Genomic DNA, 17,511 nt, shown 5'->3' on the forward strand with positions numbered 1-17,511 from the left:
TGGCGACGAGAGAGGGCGTCGCGGCGTTGGACGGCCGAATCGGGCACATTGAACGGACGATGGCGACGAAAGAGGACGTTGCCGAATTGCCGTTTATTCGGCAAGCTGTCGTGGAAACGTTAGAAACGCTCAATGAAATTTCGGCGATGAAACAAACCCTCACAGAAATGCAACAAAAAGTCAATGAAGCCATTGCCGGACAAGCCCGGCAAGAGCTCGTGCTTCAATCCCTCGCTTTGCACTTGCTCGAGCATGAAAGCGAAATCCGCGCGCTAAAAGCTAGGTAAACGACAAACATCTCTATGTACATCCTCGCTCATGACCATTTTCCTTCAAAAACAGGCCGGCTTTGTCCGCGCCTGTTTTTTGATTGCCGCATGCTGTTTTTTGGGCGCAAAAAAAACAAGGGACCGATCAGCTGTTCCCGAAAAAAATTGGTGCACAAACACACTTTCCTCTGCATACCGATTGGCTTGTTGCGCACCCTAATAGAAAAAGAGGAACAGACCGAGGTGTTTGTATGCCGGTTCTTTTATCTGTCGGCACAGCAAGGATGCCGTATACGGCCGCCCAAGACGAGGTGAAGCAGCATGTCGCCGGGCTGTTCGCCGGGCGAATGGCGCGCGCTGAGCGGCTGCTGCAGGCGTTTGACAACAGCGGCATCCATACGCGCACGTTTGTCCAGCCGCTTGCTTGGTACAGCGTGCCGCACGGCTTTGGAGAAAAAAACGGGGTGTATATCGACCGCGCCGTTCGCTACAGCGGTGAGGCGGTCAACGACTGTTTGTGCAAGGCTTCGTCCAGCCATGTTTTGCATGAGGAGATCGATGCGCTGTTTTACATCTCAACGACGGGACTGTCGACACCGAGCATCGAGGCGCGGCTGATGAACGTATTGCCGTTCTCCCCTCATGCTGTGCGTGTGCCGATTTGGGGGCTCGGTTGTGCGGGAGGGGCGGCAGGGCTCGCCCGGGCAGCCGACTATTGCCGCGCGTTTCCGAATGCCAAGGCGCTTGTGATCGCCGTTGAGTTTTGCAGTTTGACGTTTCAACTCAATGATTGGTCCAAAAGCAATGTGATCGGTACGTCGCTTTTTTCCGACGGCGTGGCGTGCGTGCTTGTGGCCGGCGACGGAGCGGCGTCGGCAAACGGCGCGCCGCGTGTCATCGCCGCCCGCTCGGTGCTCATGCCCGGCTCGGAAGACGTGATGGGCTGGGATGTCTGTGACGAAGGGCTGTTTGTCGTCTTTTCAAAAGATATTCCAATGATTGTCCGCACATGGCTGCGCCCGCAAGTCGAGTCGTTTTTGCAGGAACATGGGTTAGGGCTTGGGGATCTTCATTATTTCATCGCCCACCCGGGCGGGAGGAAAGTCATTGAAGCGTACGAGGAGGCGTTCGGATTCGGTCCGGAACAGACAAAAGCCGCTAGAGACGTGCTCGCCCGCTACGGCAACATGTCGTCGGCCACCGTGTATTTTGTGCTCGAGCAGATGATGCGGCAGCCGCTTTCGCCCGGGCACGGCCTGCTTATCGCTCTCGGCCCGGGCTTTAGTGCGGAAATGGTGCTGCTTCAATGGGAGGGATGATCGTGCGGTTTCTGTTCGTGTTTTTGGCGGTTTCCGGCATGCGCGTCATTGAGCTTCGGCTTGCAAAACGGAATGAACAGTATGTGAAAGCGCTCGGGGCGCGGGAGTTCGGCGCCTGCCATTACCCGTTGATCGTATTGATGCATGTCGGTTTCTTTTTGTCATTGGCTGTTGAGGCGCTTCGAAAAGGCGCGCGTCCGTCGCGCCGCTGGCCGCTTTTGTTTCCGTTCTTTCTTGCCGTCGAGGGGTTGCGCGTATGGACGATTTTGTCGCTCGGCCGTTTTTGGAATACGAAAATTTTGATCGTGCCAAACGGCCAAGTAGTGAAAAAAGGGCCGTACCGATGGCTTCGCCACCCGAACTATGTGGTCGTCGCCTTAGAGATCGCGCTGTTGCCGCTTTTGTTTCAAGCACCGATCACCGCGCTTGTCTTTTCGCTTTTGAACGCATTTTTGCTGTCGATTCGCATCGCGGTTGAGGAAAGGGCGCTGGCCGCGCTCACCGACTATCGGGAGGTGTTTCGGGCGCGGCCGCGGTTTTTGCCCCGGTTAAGTGGGGGCTGCCATCCGCAAGATGCGGCAAGCTGAAAGCAGCGGACAAATGAAAAACAGCCCTTGAGCCGTCTATGATGACATCTGTTCGCAGTTCGCCTGCGGGCGGCGCCGGGGCGTTGCCTCTTTCTCTATGTCATCCTGTCGGGTTACGGCGGGATTTTTCATTTTTTCTATTGGGAAACGGGGCGAAATGCAGTAAAATGAATGTAAATGACATTGACGGAAACAAAGGGGTTTTGGTCATGGGGAATATTGCGATTGAGCGGCCGTCATTGCGGTTGTGGCTTTCGAAAATGATCGACATGCACGATCAGCTTCAGTCCGCAGATGACCAGGAGCATGCGGACAAAGTGAAGCAGCTCATCGAAAAAGCGGCATCCGGCGAGCTGATTGTCGCGTTTTGCGGCCATTTTTCCGCCGGCAAATCGAGTTTGATCAACGCGTTGCTCGGCGAGCCGCTTTTGCCGTCCAGCCCGATTCCGACGAGCGCCAATCTCGTCAAAGTGAAAGCCGGCCCGGACTATGTGCGCGTCTTTTTCCACCGCGATGAGCCGGTCGAGTATGAACCGCCGTACGACCCGGACTTGATTCGCGCCCAATGCCGGGACGGGGAGACGATCGAATGGATTGAAATCAGCCGAACGACGGACGCCATCCCGCCGGGGGTCGCTATCCTAGATACGCCGGGCATCGATTCGACCGATGACGCCCACCGGCTGGCGACGGAGTCAGCGCTTCATTTGGCGGATGTCGTCTTTTACGTCATGGATTATAACCATGTGCAAGCGGAATTAAACTTCCAATTTACGAAGCAATTAACAGATGAAGGAAAAACCGTTTATTTGATCATCAACCAAATCGATAAACATCGCGACGATGAGTTGCCGTTCGCTGAATTTCGCGCCTCGGCCGCCGAGGCGTTCCGGCGTTGGGGGGTTGAGGCGGCCCGTTTGTTTTTCTTGTCGCTGAAAGCCCCGTCACATCCACACAACGAATGGCATGAGCTTGTCACTTGTTTGCGCCGGTTGTTTGCCGACAAGGAGGAATGGCTCGTCCGCGGCGCCGAGTCGGCGTTAAAACGGATCGCCGCCGGCCATCTTGAGCATCTCCGCGCACGGCACGAGCCGCTTGAGCAAGAGATTGAGGCGCGCCTTGAGGCGCTTGGCGGCGCCGATGACGAGGCGGCAGCCATCGCGGAGCTCGATCGCCTTGAGGCGGAGCTTGCCGATTGGCAAACAGCGCCGGCGCGGGCAGAGGGGGCGTTCCGTTCGGAGCTTGAGCGCGTGCTGCAAAACGCGTACTTGATGCCGTTTGAGACGAGGGAGCGGGCTGAGGCGTACTTGCAGGCGATGCAGCCGAATTTCAAAGTGGGCCTGTTGTTCGCGAAGACAAAAACGGAGCAAGAGCGCAAGCGGCGGCTTGAGGCGTTTTATGAAAGCGTCAAAGCGCAAGCAGCGGCGCAAATCGAATGGCACGTCCGCCAGCTCCTTGTTCAGTTTGGAAAGGAATGGCATGCTGATGACGCTTGGCTCAGCGAGTGCCAGCAATGGACGGCGGAGTGGGATGAGACGATGCTTGCCGGCCTCGTCAAACAAGGGGCGGAATCAAGCGGCGCCGCGCTATTAAATTATACGGATGAGGTGGCGGCGGCGCTGAAAAAACGCTACCGCGACTCGGCGCTCGCCTTGTTTGCCGAACTGAAGGAACAAATCGCCAAACGGGCGGCCGCCCAAACAGAAACATTGAACGGACAGCTTTCGGCGGCGCGCGAAAAAGTGGAGCTCGCCGCCCGCCTCGCCCGCCTCAGAGCCGAGCGGGACGAGCGCCGGCGTGCGTTCGAGCAGCTGATCGCTGCTCCATGCGAGTCTGCATCGCTTGATGAAAACCGTCTCGCCGCGTTGACGGCGCCGCCGGTCTTCCGGAAAGCGCGTCATGCCGAGGCGGCAAAACCGCAAGCAGCATCCAAGCCAGCGGAAACAAGCCGTCTTTCCGTCAAAGAGCAAGCGCTCGGTCAGGAAGCGGCCGGCCTCGGAGTGAGCGAAAGAGCGGACGAAGCTCGGACGCTTTCAAGCGGCGGAAAACAGCGGAGCGAAGAGGCGGCCGAGCGGCTTGAGGAGGCGGTGGCTTGGCTTGAACGGTCCGAAATGCTTGGCCGCTTCGCTGGACCATTGCGCGACAAGGCGCGTCGGCTTCGCGAGCGATCGTTTACCGTCGCCTTGTTTGGCGCCTTCAGCGCCGGCAAATCGTCGCTGGCGAACGCCTTGCTCGGCGCCCCGCTTCTGCCATCGTCGCCCAACCCGACCACCGCCGCCATCAGCAAAATCGCCCCGCCTGATCACAAGCATCCGCACGGCACGGCGGTGGTCAAGGTGAAAAGCGAACCGAAAATTTGGACGGATGTGCAATCGTCGCTTCGGCAGTGCGGCCATGAGGCGGATACATGGGATGAAGCGCTCCGCCTTTGCGCCCGCCTGGCCGAATCGGGAGCCGAACATCCGGCGCAAAAGCCGCATGTGGCTTTTTTGGCAGCTGCCGCGGCCGGCTATGAGCGGATGAACGGTCGATTCGGGGAGATCGTCTCCATCGGTTGGGAAGAACTCGAGACGTATGTCGCTGACGAAGCGGTGTCATGCTTCTTAGATGAGGTCGTGTTGTACGCCGACTGTCCGCTCACCCGCCAAGGGGTGACGCTTGTGGATACCCCGGGGGTGGATTCACTTAACGCCCGCCATACGGGAGTGGCGTTTCATTACATGAAGCATGCTGATGCGTTGTTGTTTGTGACGTATTATAACCATGCGTTCTCGAAAGCAGACCGCGAGTTTTTGCTTCAGCTTGGGCGCGTGAAAGACACGTTTGCGCTTGATAAAATGTTTTTCGTCATCAATGCGGCTGATTTGGCCCAGTCGAAAGAGGAGCTTGAGGCCGTCATTTCCTATATGAACGGAGAGCTCGCCCGCTTCGGCATCCGCTTCCCGCGCCTTTATGCGCTCTCAAGCCGCTTGGCGCTGGCGGAAAAAACGGGGGCCGAGCCCGGTCCGCGCGGCGTCTTGGCGGACTCCGGCTTGTCTGCCTTTGAAACCGACTTCTTCCGCTTCTTAACGGAAGAACTGGCGGAAGTCGCCGTCGAGAGCGCATATGCCGAGCTTGAGCGGGCGCGGCGGACGGCAGAGGAATTCGCGCGCGCCGCCGGGCAAAGCGAAGCGGAAAAAGCGGAGAAACGGCAGGCGCTTGAGGCGGTGAAAACGAAGATGCACGCCGTGCTTGCTGGCATTGATGATGCCTACGGCCGGCAGGCGCTTCGCCAGGAAGTCGACGAATTGCTCTATTACGTCAAGCAGCGCGTCTTTTTCCGCCTCAATGATATGTTTAAGGAGGCGTTCAACCCGGCGGTGCTCCGCGACGACCAAGGCCCGGCGCGTCGGGCGCTTGAGCGTTGCCTCGACGAGTTGCTCGCATCGGTTGGCTTTGATTTGGCCCAAGAGTTGCGGGCGACGAGCTTGCGTGTTGAGTCGTTTTTGCACAAGCAGCTGGCCGAGCAGTTCTCGCGCCTATTCCATGAGCTTCGTCGTTTCGATGATGCGCTCGCGCTCACGCCGCCTGAGCCGTTTGCCTTTTCGGCGCCGGAGTTTGCCAACGCCCTTGGGGATGTGGACCGGGCGCGGTTTGCCAAGGCGCTTTCGCTGTACAAAAACGCCAAATCATTTTTTGAGCGCGACGAAAAGCGGCGGATGAAAGAGGAAATTGAGGCGGCGCTTGTCGAGCCGATCGACGCCTATTTGGCTGAGCAAAAAGAGCGGCTTGTGGCGACGTACGCAGAACAATACAAGGCTGCCGTCGCCGCACTTTCGGCCGCTCTCGCGGAACAAGTCGACAGCTATATGGAGGGCTTGCTTGCCGTGCTCTCCGCAACGGCGGATCATGAGGCGCTCGCCCGCATCGAAGCGGCGCTTCGCGGCCTTCTTTCGGGCCGCGGCGGGGAGGCGCGTTGATGAACCGGTTTCACGCTTGCGCTACATGCATCCACTACCGTATAGAAAAGCGAGCCGACGGGCTGTACACGTATTGCCGCCGGCTCGGCTATGCGACGAAACCGAACTATCGGTTCAACTGTTGGACGCCGAAACCGAACGTCCGGCGTTTGATGGAAAAAGAAGCAGGAAAGGACGAGGACCATTGAGCGAAGTGCATCACGCGATCACTGCCCATGTGCAAAAACAGCATACCATCTTGAAGCAATTTGCTATGCTCGACGCCGAGCGCGAGCGGCTCATCGACGAAGCGGTCGAGCGGTGCCGCCGCGGCGAGCCGTTTACGGTTGATGGGATCAATGAAGTGACGAAGCGGATGAACGAACTGGCCAAAAGCGGCCTCGTGCCGGCGCGCCGGTGCGTGACGCCGGAGATGGTGCGCGAGTACGTGAACCGGCTTGAAGGGAAAGAGCGATCGTGACGATGGCGAGCGCTGGCTGAGCGTGTCGGCGCCGCCGGCGTCCTGTTGATGATTGGCTGCTTTCCGTTCCGATCAAGAAACAACGTTTGGCGTCAGCAAAAACAAAAAGGGGGAGGACATATGGCGTCGCTTGTTTCCCATGAATGGCTCCTTCGCCATTTGCACGACGAAAACACGCGCATTCTTGATTGTCGGTTTTGGCTTGGCGATCCTGCGAAAGGAGCGGCCGTTTACCAGGAAGATCATATTCCCGGTGCCGTGTATATGGACTTGGAACGCGACTTGTCGGGCCCAGTCGGAGAGCACGGCGGCCGCCACCCGCTTCCGTCGGCCGAGCAAGCGGCGGACGTGTTTGGCCGGGTCGGCATCGATGAAACGGTGACCGTTGTCGCTTACGACGACCAAGACGGGGCGATGGCGGCGCGTTGCTGGTGGCTGCTTCGCTATTTCGGCCATGCCCACGCATACGTATTGGACGGCAATTATCGTGAATGGAAGAAGAAAGGGCATCCGGTGACGAACGTCGTCCCTGCTGTGGCGTCCCGCCCGTTTCGGCCGCGTCCGGATCGGTCATGGCTGGCGACGGTTGAGGATGTGCGCGCCGCCGTCCGCGATCGCTCGGCTGTGCTCATTGATTCGCGTGAATGGAAGCGATATGCCGGCCTGGAAGAACCGATCGACCGCCGAGCCGGCCGCATTCCGGGAGCAGTGCACCGGTTTTGGAAAGACGGAATGACGGAAGGCGGCTACTGGAAAAGCGCTGTCGAGCAGGCGGCTCGGTTTGCCGATTTTGACCGTGGGCAGTCGTTGATCGTTTACTGTGGTTCCGGCGTCACCGCCTGTCCGAACGTGTTGGCGCTCCGCGAAGCTGGTTATTACAACGTTCGGCTGTACGTCGGCAGCTTCAGCGACTGGATTTCCTATCCGGACCACCCGATTGAAACGGGTGATCCGTCATCCGATGCTTAGTTTTCTTCGATTCGGGCTGAAACAACATTCGACGCCTCGGTGTTGTCGGATGGAACGTTGTTTCCTTTTCATTTTTCTTCGGTCCGCATGAGGTCGAAGCGTTGTTGATTTTCAGCGATTTTCACCTAGAATGCTGGTGATTTGACAGGAAATGCGGTTCAATCATGTCGCTTCTCAAACGGAGGAGCCTTATATATAAATGTTGCTCTTCCCTCCACTCAAGAATCATCGATTTAGGGGAAATGGGCGTTTTTCACCAGCCTCCTAGTGTTTGTTTCGCTTTTCTTCCATTGTTTCGGTCGCCGGTTGAAGCGCTGTATGCATAGTTTTTTGGCCGCCGGCGGATACTATAGGTGAACCGACGGAAGCAGAGGAGGAGACGCATGGGCCGGACAAAACTTGGCAATGCCAATGCCCAACGAAACAACAACGCGAAGAAGAAAAACGGCTTTAACGAATGGAGGAGCGAATTCGCTTCGTACGCAGAAGTCGAAGCGGAGAAAATGAAAAACGATCATAAAAACATCCGATAATGATGAGGGCGTGCCCCTCGTTTTTTCGTTTTAAGCACGATGGTTGGTAAATGGCAAACGTATGTGCTATAATTATGGACAGAGCGGCGGGAGACGCCGGCAGGGAGGGGATAACGTGCGGAAATGGCTAGTCGTTCTTTTGTTCTTGGCTGTAGCCGGTTATGGCCTTTGGAATGCGATGGCGGCTGACAAACCGAATGAAGCAAACGGAGTCGGTCCGGAAGTGGGCCAGACGGCCCCTGACCTGACCTTGCCGGCGCTTGGCGGCCGATCGATCAAGCTGTCCGATTGGCGCGGCAAAGCGGTCGTCCTCAACTTTTGGACGTCATGGTGCCCGCCGTGCAAAAAGGAAATGCCGGAGCTTGCCAAGTTTTACGAGCGGCATGGCCGCGAAGTTGCGCTCCTTGCCGTCCATTTGACGACGCAAGATACGTTGGACAACGCTGAGCGGTTTGCGAAAGCGAACGGGCTCGTGTTTCCAGTCGGCCTCGATGTGCGCGGCGAAGCGCTTCGTCAATATCGAATCCAAACGATTCCAACGACGTATATTATCGATCCAAACGGCGTCATTCGGCGAAAAATTGTCGGCCCGGTGACGGCGAAACGGCTCGAGCAGGAAACAGCGCTTTTTCGTTGAGCAGATGGCTGCAGCGAAAGGCGCTTTCTTCGTGGTTCGTTATTTTTCAAAAAGTTGTCATAATTTTTATCTTTTTTGGGCATGAATAAGATTACAATAAAAGTGAGGGGAGGTTGAAGCGATGAGACGATCCCGCAAAATGACTCTCCAAGAACTGATCAGCGAGAACAAACGGCAATTGTTGAACGATCGGGAAGCGCTCGAAAAAATTGAGAAAAAGCTGGAAGAGCGGATGCTCAAGAAAGCAGAATAACCCATGCATAGCGGTCCTCCGGGCGGACAGACTAGATGGCGAGGAGGCGAAGACAATGAGCAATCCGAAAGGAAGCCGCAAACATTTCGTGCCGAACCATATCGGCACACAGCCTCGAGCCGCAGGAGGAAACAAGGGCAAACAAATGCAAGACCAGTCCGGCCAGCACGCCCAAGTGATCCAAACGAAGGGCGAATAGCCGGAAACTCGCGCAAAGGAGGAAGCATTCATGCCGCGTCCGAAACCGGATGACCGCAGCGACAATGTGGAAAAGCTGCAAGAAATGGTACAAAACACCATTGAGAACATAGAAAAAGCCGAAGAAACGATGCAGTTTGCGTCACCGGAGGAACAGGAGAAGATTCGTGCGAAAAACCGCCGCCGCGAAGAAGCGATCGCTGCAATGCGCGCGGAAATTAAAGACGAAGCAGCTGCACGGGAACACGGCTACCAGTAGACGAAGCAGCCCTCATGCGGGGGCGGCTTCGTTTTTTTGTCTACCGCTTGAGCGAGCCGACGGGCGAATGGTAACATAGAAGAGGAGGCCCGGCAAAAAATGGAGGGAGAACGAACGTGAAAGTGGCAGAAAAACAAATTGAAGTGCGTTATGCGGAAACAGACCAAATGGGCGTCGTCTACCACGCGAACTATTTAGTTTGGATGGAAGTCGGGCGCACGGAATTGATCAAACAGCTTGGCTTTCATTATGCTGACATGGAGAAAGAAGGCATCATTTCGCCTGTTGTCGATTTGCAAGTGTCGTACAAAAAGCCGCTTCGTTATGGGGAAACCGCGACTGTCCGCACGTGGATTGACGCCTATGACGGCATTCGCGTGACATACGGCTACGAGATTCTCGCCCCGGACGGCGAGGTGGCGGTGACCGGAAAGTCGCAGCACGTTTGCGTCAAGCGCGATACGTTTCGGCCGATCGTGATCCGCAAATATTTTCCTGACTGGCATGAAGCATATGAGCGGGCGAAGCGGTAAAGGGGAGCGGTGCGATGGCGTTTGGCATCCGCCGACATGAGCTCGCGGCGTGGAAAGAGAAAGTGAAGCGCGGTGAAATCGCCTTTTTGACCCACTATTGGTACGACGAACGGTTTCCGCATTGCACGACGGTGACGAAAGTCGGCTGCGCCGATGTCGAAAAACTCGCCGCTTGGGGGCGGCAGTACGGGCTGAAGGAAGAGTGGATCGACCGGCGCGGTGAGTTTCCGCATTTCGATTTGCTCGGCGAGACGCAAACGCGCGTTTTGCAGCAGGAAGGACGGCTTTTTGAACTGGAACGATTCACGAAACGGGGGAAGAAGGAATGATGATCGATTTGGCCGTTGTGAAGGAAATGGCGAAACATACGTTGATCGATACGCTCGGCATCGAAATTGTCGAGATTGGCGAAGGCCGCGTCGTCGCGACGATGCCGGTTGACCATCGCACGCACCAGCCGGCTGGGCTGCTGCATGGCGGCGCCTCGGTCGCCTTGGCGGAGACGGTCGCCAGCATCGGCGCGTACGCGCTTGTGGACCCCAACACGGAAAACGTTGTTGGATTGGAAATAAACGCCAATCACGTCCGCGCTGTCCGGAGCGGGACGGTGACGGCGACAGGGACGGTGTTGCACCGCGGCCGGACGACGATGGTGTGGGATGTGCGCATTACGGACGAACAAGGGGAGCTCGTCTGCATCTCCCGTTGCACGATCGCCATCATTCGAAAAAGTGAGCGCCAAGGCTAGCTTTTTCAATCGCCGCAGGACATCAATGGACGAGAAAAACCGGCTCATCGCTTTTTTCGTCCAAATCCACAGTCAAATCGCGTCCATCGAAATACCATTGGTCGCCCTCTTCAATAAAAAAGGTGACGCCATCAACCGTCGTCTGTGCCGCCGGCTTGTCCGCCGGTTCGTCTTTGGCCATGCCAAGCGAAAACCCTTTTTGCACGGCGCTGCACCCGCCGTAGCGGGCAAAAAAGCGGATCGCATCGCCCGGTTTCAGCCCGAGCTCCCGCTTGTACCAATCAAACGCTTTTTTTGTGATGGTGATATTCATGGCTTCCCCTCCTCACTTGTTTATTATAAGCGAATCGAGAAGAGCCGGTAAAACGATTGTGTGAACATTAGCTGACAATTTTAGGATGAAGCGCTTTCCATAAAGTGGCGGCGTCCTTGTTTTCATCGGTTGGAGTAAAACGCTGGCTGGCGGCAAACAGTAAAAGCGAAGGGGGTGAGGGCGGTGGGCAAAAAGCGGACGTTTCCGCTCAGCTACGAATCCGACGGACTGATGGGGAAAAGCAATGAAAAGCATCCGCGCCGCTCGGACAGCCGGCAAACGGGCAAACAGGCGCCTGACTTTTTCAACACGACACCATCGAGTGAATAAAGCAGCCGAGACGGGCGACGTTTGAACATTGCACCGTTTTACTGAATAAAGTAGCCAGTAGGCTGCTTTTTTTATGGCAACTACTATACAAACGGGCCGGTCCGCGCTATCATTACTTGAGGGACATCTTTTTTGAAAGGAGTGGCGTTTTCGTATATGAGTAGTTCAAGCCCGAACGAACCGGAGCCGGAATACAGCGGGGAACGCGGCCTGTTCCTTCTCCCGCCCGCTGCTCATCATACGAAAACGAGCTCCGGACGGAAAGGAAGAGGCGCCGCCTTCCTCGCGTAAAAAGGAGGAAGGATGCCAAATGATGAAAATGTATTTGTCGGATGCCAGCGGCAAAATGCGCGAAATTGATCGGATCGAAAACGGCTGCTGGATCAACCTCGTCGCTCCGACAGAGGAAGAAATTCGCTACATCGCCCACCATTTGGACATTCCGATCGATTCGATCAAAGACGCGTTGGATGACGAGGAGCGGTCGCGCGTCGAAAAGGAAGACAACCATGTGCTCATTATCGTCGACATTCCGATTGTCGCCCATGATGAAGTGGACGGCCCGATTTACGAGACGATTCCGATCGGCATGATCATTACGAACACGTGTTTTATTACGGTTTGTTTGCAGGAGAATCCGATTTTCGAAGAATTCTCTAAAAACAAAATCAAAAACTTTTACACGTTTATGAAAACAAGGTTCGCCTTGCAAATGCTGTACATGATTTCAACGTATTATTTGCGCTACTTGAAGCAAATCAATCGGCGGACGAGCGAAATCGAAAAAGAATTGCACCAATCGATGAAAAACAAGGAGCTGTTTTCGCTTCTCAGCATGGAAAAAAGCTTAGTGTATTTCATGACGTCGCTGAAGGCGAACAACATCGTCATGGAGCGGCTCATGCGTCTCAACTATTTGCGCATGTACGAAGATGACCAAGATTTGCTGCAGGACGTCATTATTGAAAACAAGCAGGCGATTGAAATGGCCGAAGTATACAGCAGCATTTTAAGCGGCATGATGGACGCGTTCGCTTCGGTCATCTCAAACAACTTAAACATTGTGATGAAGTTTTTGACGGCCATTACGATCGTCATTTCGCTGCCGACGATGGTGGCGAGTTTCTACGGCATGAACGTACCGATTCCGTACCAACACTCTCCGTACGCCTTTTTGATCGCGATGGCGCTCGCCGGTTCACTGTCAGCGGCGACGGCGTACATCTTTTGGAAAAAGCGATACTTTTGACGGCCAGGCGTGTTTTGGATGGCCATGCGAACGGCTGCCCGTTGTCACTCGGGCAGCCGTTTTAGCTTTCGGACGGCCACGCCGCCGGAGAGGATGAACTTCATCGCCTCTTCCGGCGAGATGTCGACGACTTCCACTCGCTCTTTCGGGACGAGCAGGGTGAGCCCGGCGACTTGAAACGTCTGCGGGATATAGACGGCGACGTAGTTGGCGAGAGGATCGTGCCAAGCGCCGACATCATCCATCGTCATGAAGCCGAGGCATTTCCAGCCACTCTCCGGTATCGTGACGAGCACGACTTGCGAAAACGATCGTTTTTCCCCGACGAAGGAAGCGATCGTATCTTTGGCGACGGAATAAACAGTTTTCATCAAGGGAATGCTTTCAAGCAACCGGTCGATGAGCCGAATGAGGCGGCCGCTCACGTATTGCGTCGACAGCCAGCCGCAGACGGTAATCAGCGCGACGGTCGCCAATAGGCCTAGGCCGGGAATGTAGCGGCCATCCAAATACGGACGGACGTATTGGCCAAGCAGCCCATCCAAAACGGCGAACACTTTGTAGCACACATAGACGGCGAGTAAAATCGGCACGATCGTCAGCATGCCGTTCAGAAAATGTTTCACGAAAAAGCGCATCCCTTTCCCTCCCCGCTATTCATTCTCTACCACCATACCAATTTTTTTGGCTTTATACAACTCTCTATTATATCGAACGTTTTTCGTTATATTCGGTAAGAAAGTTCGTTTTTTCCTTGACGAACCGCCAAATGTTCCGTATACTTTCGAATGGAACATGAGAAATGAGGGATGGATCATGAACAATCATTACGATGTGATCGTGGTCGGCGCCGGGCCGGCCGGCATTTTCACTTGCTACGAACTGACGCTCAAACTCCCTGGAGCGAACGTGCTCTTGATCGATAAAGGGCACGATATATATAAACGCAATTGTCCGATTTTGCAAAAAAAAATTGAAAAGTGTCCGCCGCCGGCTGGCAAAAAAGACTATGCCGGCTGCGTGCCGGCCTGTTCGATCACGAATGGATTCGGCGGAGCGGGGGCGTATTCGGACGGCAAATTCAACATCACGAGCGAATTCGGCGGCTGGATGACCGACTATTTGCCGGCTTCGACCGTGCTTGAGCTCATCCGCTATGTCGATGAGATCAACTTGAAGCACGGAGCGACGACATCGATCACCGACCCGATGACGGACAAGGTGAAAGAGATCGAACGGCGCGCCTATGCGGCCGGGCTGAAGCTATTGCGCGCGTACGTCCGCCATTTGGGCACAGAGCAAAACTTGGAAATTTTGAAAAGCATTTTTGAATATTTGCGCGCGCGGATTGCGATGCGCTTTACAACGGAAGTGGATGATATCGTGACCGAGCGGACGGAGAGCGGCCATCGAGTGAAAGGCGTTGTGCTGAAAAACGGCGAAACGTTGACAGCGGAAAAAGTCGTCATCGCTCCGGGGCGCGATGGCTCGGTTTGGCTGAGCAAAATCTTGCGCAAGCGCCGTTTGCGGATGATCAACAATCAGGTTGACATCGGAGTGCGTGTGGAAACATCGAACATCGTCATGCAAGAAATTAACGAACATCTGTATGAAGGGAAATTCATTTTCAACACGTCGGTTGGGACGCAAGTGCGCACGTTTTGCAGCAACCCGTCCGGACATGTCGTCGTCGAAAACCATTCCGGCATTATGCTTGCTAACGGCCATGCGTACAAAGATCCAAAGCTCGGCAGCAACAACACGAACTTTGCCCTTCTTGTTTCACATAAGTTTTCCGATCCGTTTGACAAGCCGAACGAATACGCCCATGAAATTTCCCGGCTGGCGAACGCTTTGTCCAACGGCGGCATCATCGTCCAAAAATACGGCGACATTTTAAAAGGACGGCGATCGACGGAAAAGCGGATCAAAGAAGGGTTCATCGAACCGACGTTAAAAGAAGCGGTTCCGGGTGATTTAGGCCTCGTCCTGCCGTACAACACGATGAAAAGCTTGATCGAAATGACGGAAGCGCTCAACCATGTTACTCCAGGGCTGGCGTCCGAGCATACGCTCTTTTACGGCGTTGAGGCGAAGTTTTACTCGGCGCGTCCAAAACTCAACGACCGCTTTGAAACAGAAATCGCCGGGCTGTATGTCGGCGGCGACGGCGCCGGCATTACGCGCGGCCTCGCTCAGGCGAGCGCCTGCGGCGTTTGGATCGCCCGCGACATCGTCGAGAAATTGACGCATTAGGTGAGGAACCGAGGGCAGGCACCTTCAAACGGGAGCCTGTCTTTTTTGCCCTCTGCTGGCGGACGGATTAAGAGTAAACCGAAATGAAAATATAGTTGACAAATATACAGTCGGTCCGTTACGATAAATGTAATGATATGGAAAGGGGAGAGGAGAGATGGCAAACTGGCTGGTGTTGGCCGAGCAAGTGTTGGGAGGCCACGAGCTGACCGATGAGGAAGCATTGGCGATATTGGATTGTCCGGACGAGGAGCTGCTCCTTTTGCTGCAAGGGGCGTACCGGATTCGCTCCGCCTATTATGGAAACAAAGTGAAGCTGAACATGATCATCAACGCCAAATCCGGCCTCTGTCCGGAAAACTGCGGCTACTGTTCGCAGTCCGCCGTATCGACGGCGCCGGTGAAAACGTATAAAATGGTCGACAAAGAGACGTTGTTGCGCGGCGCGGAAGAAGCGCACCGTTTGCGCATTGGGACGTACTGCATCGTCGCCAGCGGCCGCGGGCCGAGCGATAAAGAGATCGACACCGTTGTGTCCGCGGTCAAGGAAATTAAAGAGCGGTTCGGTCTGAAAGTGTGCGCCTGCCTCGGAATATTAAAGCCGGAGCAGGCGGCGCGGCTGAAAGAGGCGGGGGTGGACCGCTACAATCATAACATCAACACGTCGAAGCAGCACCATCCGAACATTACGACGTCCCATACATACGACGATCGGGTGCGGACGGTGGAAACGGTGAAAGAAGCTGGCCTTTCGCCTTGTTCCGGCGTCATCATCGGCATGAAAGAAACGAAGCGGGATGTCGTCGATATGGCGCGCAGCTTGCGGGCGCTTGACGCTGACTCCATTCCGGTCAACTTTTTGCATGCGATCGACGGCACGCCGCTGGCCGGCACGAACGAATTAAACCCGCGTTACTGTTTGAAAGTGCTGGCCCTTTTCCGCTATATGAATCCGACAAAAGAAATCCGCATCGCCGGCGGACGGGAAGTGAATTTGCGCTCGCTTCAGCCGCTTGGGCTGTATGCTGCCAACTCGATTTTTGTCGGCGACTATTTGACGACCGCCGGGCAAGAAAAGTCAGCCGATTATCAAATGCTTGAGGACCTTGGATTTGAGATCGAATTTGCCCCGGCTCCGCAAGCCGGAGTCGTATCATGAACGATGCCGCCGGAAGATGGCGGCTTTTTGTATGTGCGCTCACCGAGGGCAAGACCTAGCGAAGCGGGAGGCATGGGAGGCCCCATGCCGTTTCAGATGGGGCGTCACGATGGCGCATAGCAAGCCTTGGCGAGAAGCGGAGCGCATGCCAGGACGGTGGACTTGGCCTTCCGTTGCGCTCTGACGAGAAAGCGGATTGAACCCCTATTGCGCCGTTCAACGCGCTTTTTTGGCATGAAAAGCCAACCCGACGCGTACGATGGCAATACAAGCGGCGAAAAAAGGCTTCACAAACAGCCAAAAGCTCATTATAATAGCAACAAAAGGAAAGGAAGAGGATGGGGGACATGGCAAAGTCATTCTACCGTTACTTGCTGCGCTTCCGCCATGGGCACCAGGAAGATCCGGTCGCCCGGTTTGCGAACGGAGCGTATGAAGATCACAGCTTTCCGAAAGGGTCGGCGGACTATGAAGAACTGAGCGGCTATTTGGAGCTTAACGGTGACTATTTGGAAAGCATGGTTGTGTTTGATGAACTATGGGAGCAATTTTTGCATGAAGCGTAACTAGGGAAGCGTTCCCATTTCATGAATTGGGAGCGATTTCAAATAGCTTTTTCCGCGCGGCTGAAGGTGTCCACCCTTCTCTGCATGCATATACTATACTAACCATTTGTTCCAAAGGGTGGAGATGCCAATGAGCGCGCCGAAACGCCCGAAATTTTCCGTCGGTGACATCGTCGTCAATACATTGTACGGAACGGTCGGAACCGTCACCGATATTCAGCAGATCGACGGCACGTTTTTATACGAAATCAACCATGGCCATAGCTTGTTTGCTGAGCAAGCGCTCGTTTTATTGTCTGAGTTTACGGGCGATTTATGGATCGCGGAAGAAATTGAAATTGAGCTGCCGTTTTTTCTCGGCGAAATTGTCCGCGTCCGCGATTATGGCGGCCATTTGTTCAAAATTGTCGGGGTGCGGACAGAAATTTACCGCTACTACGGGGAAGGATGGGAAGAGACGATTTACGAATTGAAACGGCTGACGGATGGTTGGGAGATCGAAGTCCATCTGGAAGACATCATTCCGCTTGCCGAGGGGGAGGAGACGTCCGTTACGCTCGTGCAAGATATTGTCATCGCCGCACCGGTGAAATCGTCGCTTCTATTGCCGTCGGCCGACAGCGGAGAGAAAGGACCGTCGGTCGACGAGCTCCTTGACATGTACAACGATTATAAAGCGTTATATGAATGGTTCGGCGATGAACAGTATCAACGGATGATGGAAACGGTTGTTAAACGTTTGCGGGCAATCGCCGATCACCAAGATAGAAATTGATAAAGAATAAAAAGAAAATAAGGAATGCCGGCGAAGATGACGATCGCGCCCAACCCATTGACAACTGTTTCCATCATTTTATCGATCGCAGTGAGTTTGTCCATTTTGTCCGCCTCCGTGTTTTTTGTTTTGTTGGTAC

The 17,511-nt window shown here is 55.0% G+C and carries 25 protein-coding genes; 22 read left to right on the forward strand and 3 right to left on the reverse strand.

The genetic code is table 11. From position 1 onward, the window contains the following. The 15 genes from BRO54_RS04340 to BRO54_RS04405 all read left to right on the forward strand — a co-directional run. On the forward strand, positions 1 to 287 hold a 287-nt coding region (locus BRO54_RS04340), incomplete at its 5' end, for a hypothetical protein (protein ID WP_074043218.1). A gap of 233 nt (positions 288 to 520) precedes the next feature. Then, complete coding sequence (locus BRO54_RS04345) at positions 521 to 1,588, forward strand: type III polyketide synthase (protein WP_074043219.1); 1,068 nt, start codon at positions 521 to 523, stop codon at positions 1,586 to 1,588. Beyond that, a complete protein-coding gene (locus BRO54_RS04350) occupies positions 1,585 to 2,175 on the forward strand; it encodes an isoprenylcysteine carboxyl methyltransferase family protein (protein WP_074043261.1) in 591 nt (196 codons plus the stop codon). The genes BRO54_RS04345 and BRO54_RS04350 overlap by 4 nt, the downstream gene beginning before the upstream one ends. 209 nt (positions 2,176 to 2,384) lie before the next feature. Next, positions 2,385 to 6,134: a dynamin family protein gene (locus tag BRO54_RS04355; protein WP_074043220.1), complete on the forward strand. Its 3,750-nt coding sequence runs from the start codon at positions 2,385 to 2,387 to the stop codon at positions 6,132 to 6,134. Beyond that, positions 6,134 to 6,322, forward strand: a complete 189-nt coding sequence (locus BRO54_RS04360; RefSeq protein ID WP_013145453.1) for a hypothetical protein — start codon at positions 6,134 to 6,136, stop codon at positions 6,320 to 6,322. Before BRO54_RS04355 ends, BRO54_RS04360 begins: the two co-directional genes overlap by 1 nt. Continuing rightward, a complete protein-coding gene (locus tag BRO54_RS04365) occupies positions 6,319 to 6,594 on the forward strand; it encodes a YpbS family protein (RefSeq protein ID WP_013145452.1) in 276 nt (91 codons plus the stop codon). Before BRO54_RS04360 ends, BRO54_RS04365 begins: the two co-directional genes overlap by 4 nt. A gap of 120 nt (positions 6,595 to 6,714) precedes the next feature. Continuing rightward, entirely contained in the window at positions 6,715 to 7,563 is an 849-nt protein-coding gene (locus BRO54_RS04370) for a sulfurtransferase (protein ID WP_074043221.1), read from the forward strand. A gap of 383 nt (positions 7,564 to 7,946) precedes the next feature. Beyond that, entirely contained in the window at positions 7,947 to 8,096 is a 150-nt protein-coding gene (locus tag BRO54_RS19995) for a hypothetical protein (protein WP_167367371.1), read from the forward strand. A gap of 115 nt (positions 8,097 to 8,211) precedes the next feature. Next, complete coding sequence (locus tag BRO54_RS04375) at positions 8,212 to 8,733, forward strand: TlpA family protein disulfide reductase (RefSeq protein WP_074043222.1); 522 nt, start codon at positions 8,212 to 8,214, stop codon at positions 8,731 to 8,733. 121 nt (positions 8,734 to 8,854) lie between these two features. Then, positions 8,855 to 8,986: an FbpB family small basic protein gene (locus tag BRO54_RS04380; protein ID WP_011231055.1), complete on the forward strand. Its 132-nt coding sequence runs from the start codon at positions 8,855 to 8,857 to the stop codon at positions 8,984 to 8,986. Positions 8,987 to 9,041: 55 nt separating this feature from the next. Beyond that, a complete protein-coding gene (locus BRO54_RS04385) occupies positions 9,042 to 9,185 on the forward strand; it encodes an acid-soluble spore protein N (protein WP_011231056.1) in 144 nt (47 codons plus the stop codon). A gap of 30 nt (positions 9,186 to 9,215) precedes the next feature. Then, complete coding sequence (gene tlp, locus BRO54_RS04390; RefSeq protein ID WP_013145449.1) at positions 9,216 to 9,443, forward strand: small acid-soluble spore protein Tlp; 228 nt, start codon at positions 9,216 to 9,218, stop codon at positions 9,441 to 9,443. 116 nt (positions 9,444 to 9,559) lie between these two features. Next, a complete protein-coding gene (locus tag BRO54_RS04395; RefSeq protein WP_013145448.1) occupies positions 9,560 to 9,976 on the forward strand; it encodes an acyl-CoA thioesterase in 417 nt (138 codons plus the stop codon). 14 nt (positions 9,977 to 9,990) lie between these two features. Continuing rightward, the gene (locus BRO54_RS04400; RefSeq protein WP_033025274.1) at positions 9,991 to 10,305 is read left to right on the forward strand and encodes a hypothetical protein; all 315 of its coding nucleotides are present in this window, start codon (positions 9,991 to 9,993) and stop codon (positions 10,303 to 10,305) included. Then, positions 10,305 to 10,724, forward strand: coding sequence for a hotdog fold thioesterase (locus tag BRO54_RS04405; protein WP_033025322.1), 420 nt, complete (start codon positions 10,305 to 10,307; stop codon positions 10,722 to 10,724). The genes BRO54_RS04400 and BRO54_RS04405 overlap by 1 nt, the downstream gene beginning before the upstream one ends. A gap of 22 nt (positions 10,725 to 10,746) precedes the next feature. Here BRO54_RS04405 and BRO54_RS04410 read toward each other — a convergent pair whose 3' ends face one another. After that, positions 10,747 to 11,037: a HesB/YadR/YfhF family protein gene (locus BRO54_RS04410; RefSeq protein ID WP_033025275.1), complete on the reverse strand. Its 291-nt coding sequence runs from the start codon at positions 11,035 to 11,037 to the stop codon at positions 10,747 to 10,749. Between the two features lie 183 nt (positions 11,038 to 11,220). Between BRO54_RS04410 and BRO54_RS20000 the strand changes: the two genes are divergently transcribed. From BRO54_RS20000 to BRO54_RS04415, 3 genes are all read left to right on the forward strand, one after another. Continuing rightward, positions 11,221 to 11,367 (forward strand): hypothetical protein, encoded by a 147-nt coding sequence (locus BRO54_RS20000; RefSeq protein ID WP_013145445.1) that lies wholly within the window; start codon positions 11,221 to 11,223, stop codon positions 11,365 to 11,367. 156 nt (positions 11,368 to 11,523) lie between these two features. Then, a complete protein-coding gene (locus tag BRO54_RS20780) occupies positions 11,524 to 11,658 on the forward strand; it encodes a hypothetical protein (RefSeq protein WP_275651041.1) in 135 nt (44 codons plus the stop codon). 19 nt (positions 11,659 to 11,677) lie between these two features. After that, positions 11,678 to 12,616 (forward strand): magnesium transporter CorA family protein, encoded by a 939-nt coding sequence (locus BRO54_RS04415; protein ID WP_033025277.1) that lies wholly within the window; start codon positions 11,678 to 11,680, stop codon positions 12,614 to 12,616. Positions 12,617 to 12,660: 44 nt separating this feature from the next. Here the strand turns inward: BRO54_RS04415 and BRO54_RS04420 are convergent, their stop codons facing one another. Beyond that, on the reverse strand, positions 12,661 to 13,254 hold the full coding sequence (locus BRO54_RS04420) for a DUF502 domain-containing protein (RefSeq protein ID WP_074043223.1): 594 nt from the start codon (positions 13,252 to 13,254) through the stop codon (positions 12,661 to 12,663). Positions 13,255 to 13,432: 178 nt separating this feature from the next. Between BRO54_RS04420 and BRO54_RS04425 the strand changes: the two genes are divergently transcribed. The 4 genes from BRO54_RS04425 (at position 13,433) to BRO54_RS04440 (ending at position 17,372) form a co-directional block, all read left to right on the forward strand. Beyond that, on the forward strand, positions 13,433 to 14,872 hold the full coding sequence (locus BRO54_RS04425; protein ID WP_033025279.1) for an NAD(P)/FAD-dependent oxidoreductase: 1,440 nt from the start codon (positions 13,433 to 13,435) through the stop codon (positions 14,870 to 14,872). A 157-nt stretch (positions 14,873 to 15,029) separates the two neighbouring features. Then, complete coding sequence (gene bioB, locus BRO54_RS04430; protein ID WP_011231066.1) at positions 15,030 to 16,031, forward strand: biotin synthase BioB; 1,002 nt, start codon at positions 15,030 to 15,032, stop codon at positions 16,029 to 16,031. A 347-nt stretch (positions 16,032 to 16,378) separates the two neighbouring features. Then, the gene (locus BRO54_RS04435) at positions 16,379 to 16,597 is read left to right on the forward strand and encodes a YozE family protein (protein WP_033025324.1); all 219 of its coding nucleotides are present in this window, start codon (positions 16,379 to 16,381) and stop codon (positions 16,595 to 16,597) included. Between the two features lie 130 nt (positions 16,598 to 16,727). Further along, positions 16,728 to 17,372, forward strand: a complete 645-nt coding sequence (locus BRO54_RS04440) for a hypothetical protein (RefSeq protein ID WP_074043224.1) — start codon at positions 16,728 to 16,730, stop codon at positions 17,370 to 17,372. On the opposite strand, the gene BRO54_RS20785 is transcribed toward BRO54_RS04440, so the two are convergent. After that, positions 17,354 to 17,476, reverse strand: coding sequence for a hypothetical protein (locus BRO54_RS20785; protein WP_268892789.1), 123 nt, complete (start codon positions 17,474 to 17,476; stop codon positions 17,354 to 17,356). The two genes, BRO54_RS04440 and BRO54_RS20785, sit on opposite strands and share 19 nt — an antisense overlap. Positions 17,477 to 17,511: the final 35 nt, after the last annotated feature.

The organism is Geobacillus proteiniphilus (assembly GCF_001908025.1).
Classification (GTDB): domain Bacteria; phylum Bacillota; class Bacilli; order Bacillales; family Anoxybacillaceae; genus Geobacillus; species Geobacillus proteiniphilus.

Bases quoted from the DNA above. Each gene is read 5' to 3' on its own strand.
- BRO54_RS04345 (WP_074043219.1), top strand. From the start codon at position 521: ATGCCGGTTCTTTTATCTGTCGGCACAGCAAGGATGCCGTATACGGCC.
- BRO54_RS04350 (WP_074043261.1), top strand. From the start codon at position 1,585: ATGATCGTGCGGTTTCTGTTCGTGTTTTTGGCGGTTTCCGGCATGCGC.
- BRO54_RS04355 (WP_074043220.1), top strand. From the start codon at position 2,385: ATGGGGAATATTGCGATTGAGCGGCCGTCATTGCGGTTGTGGCTTTCG.
- BRO54_RS04360 (WP_013145453.1), top strand. From the start codon at position 6,134: ATGAACCGGTTTCACGCTTGCGCTACATGCATCCACTACCGTATAGAA.
- BRO54_RS04370 (WP_074043221.1), top strand. From the start codon at position 6,715: ATGGCGTCGCTTGTTTCCCATGAATGGCTCCTTCGCCATTTGCACGAC.
- BRO54_RS19995 (WP_167367371.1), top strand. From the start codon at position 7,947: ATGGGCCGGACAAAACTTGGCAATGCCAATGCCCAACGAAACAACAAC.
- BRO54_RS04380 (WP_011231055.1), top strand. From the start codon at position 8,855: ATGAGACGATCCCGCAAAATGACTCTCCAAGAACTGATCAGCGAGAAC.
- BRO54_RS04385 (WP_011231056.1), top strand. From the start codon at position 9,042: ATGAGCAATCCGAAAGGAAGCCGCAAACATTTCGTGCCGAACCATATC.
- tlp (WP_013145449.1), top strand. From the start codon at position 9,216: ATGCCGCGTCCGAAACCGGATGACCGCAGCGACAATGTGGAAAAGCTG.
- BRO54_RS04400 (WP_033025274.1), top strand. From the start codon at position 9,991: ATGGCGTTTGGCATCCGCCGACATGAGCTCGCGGCGTGGAAAGAGAAA.
- BRO54_RS04405 (WP_033025322.1), top strand. From the start codon at position 10,305: ATGATCGATTTGGCCGTTGTGAAGGAAATGGCGAAACATACGTTGATC.
- BRO54_RS04410 (WP_033025275.1), bottom strand. From the start codon at position 11,037: ATGAATATCACCATCACAAAAAAAGCGTTTGATTGGTACAAGCGGGAG.
- BRO54_RS20780 (WP_275651041.1), top strand. From the start codon at position 11,524: ATGAGTAGTTCAAGCCCGAACGAACCGGAGCCGGAATACAGCGGGGAA.
- BRO54_RS04415 (WP_033025277.1), top strand. From the start codon at position 11,678: ATGATGAAAATGTATTTGTCGGATGCCAGCGGCAAAATGCGCGAAATT.
- BRO54_RS04420 (WP_074043223.1), bottom strand. From the start codon at position 13,254: ATGCGCTTTTTCGTGAAACATTTTCTGAACGGCATGCTGACGATCGTG.
- BRO54_RS04425 (WP_033025279.1), top strand. From the start codon at position 13,433: ATGAACAATCATTACGATGTGATCGTGGTCGGCGCCGGGCCGGCCGGC.
- bioB (WP_011231066.1), top strand. From the start codon at position 15,030: ATGGCAAACTGGCTGGTGTTGGCCGAGCAAGTGTTGGGAGGCCACGAG.
- BRO54_RS04435 (WP_033025324.1), top strand. From the start codon at position 16,379: ATGGCAAAGTCATTCTACCGTTACTTGCTGCGCTTCCGCCATGGGCAC.
- BRO54_RS04440 (WP_074043224.1), top strand. From the start codon at position 16,728: ATGAGCGCGCCGAAACGCCCGAAATTTTCCGTCGGTGACATCGTCGTC.
- BRO54_RS20785 (WP_268892789.1), bottom strand. From the start codon at position 17,476: ATGGACAAACTCACTGCGATCGATAAAATGATGGAAACAGTTGTCAAT.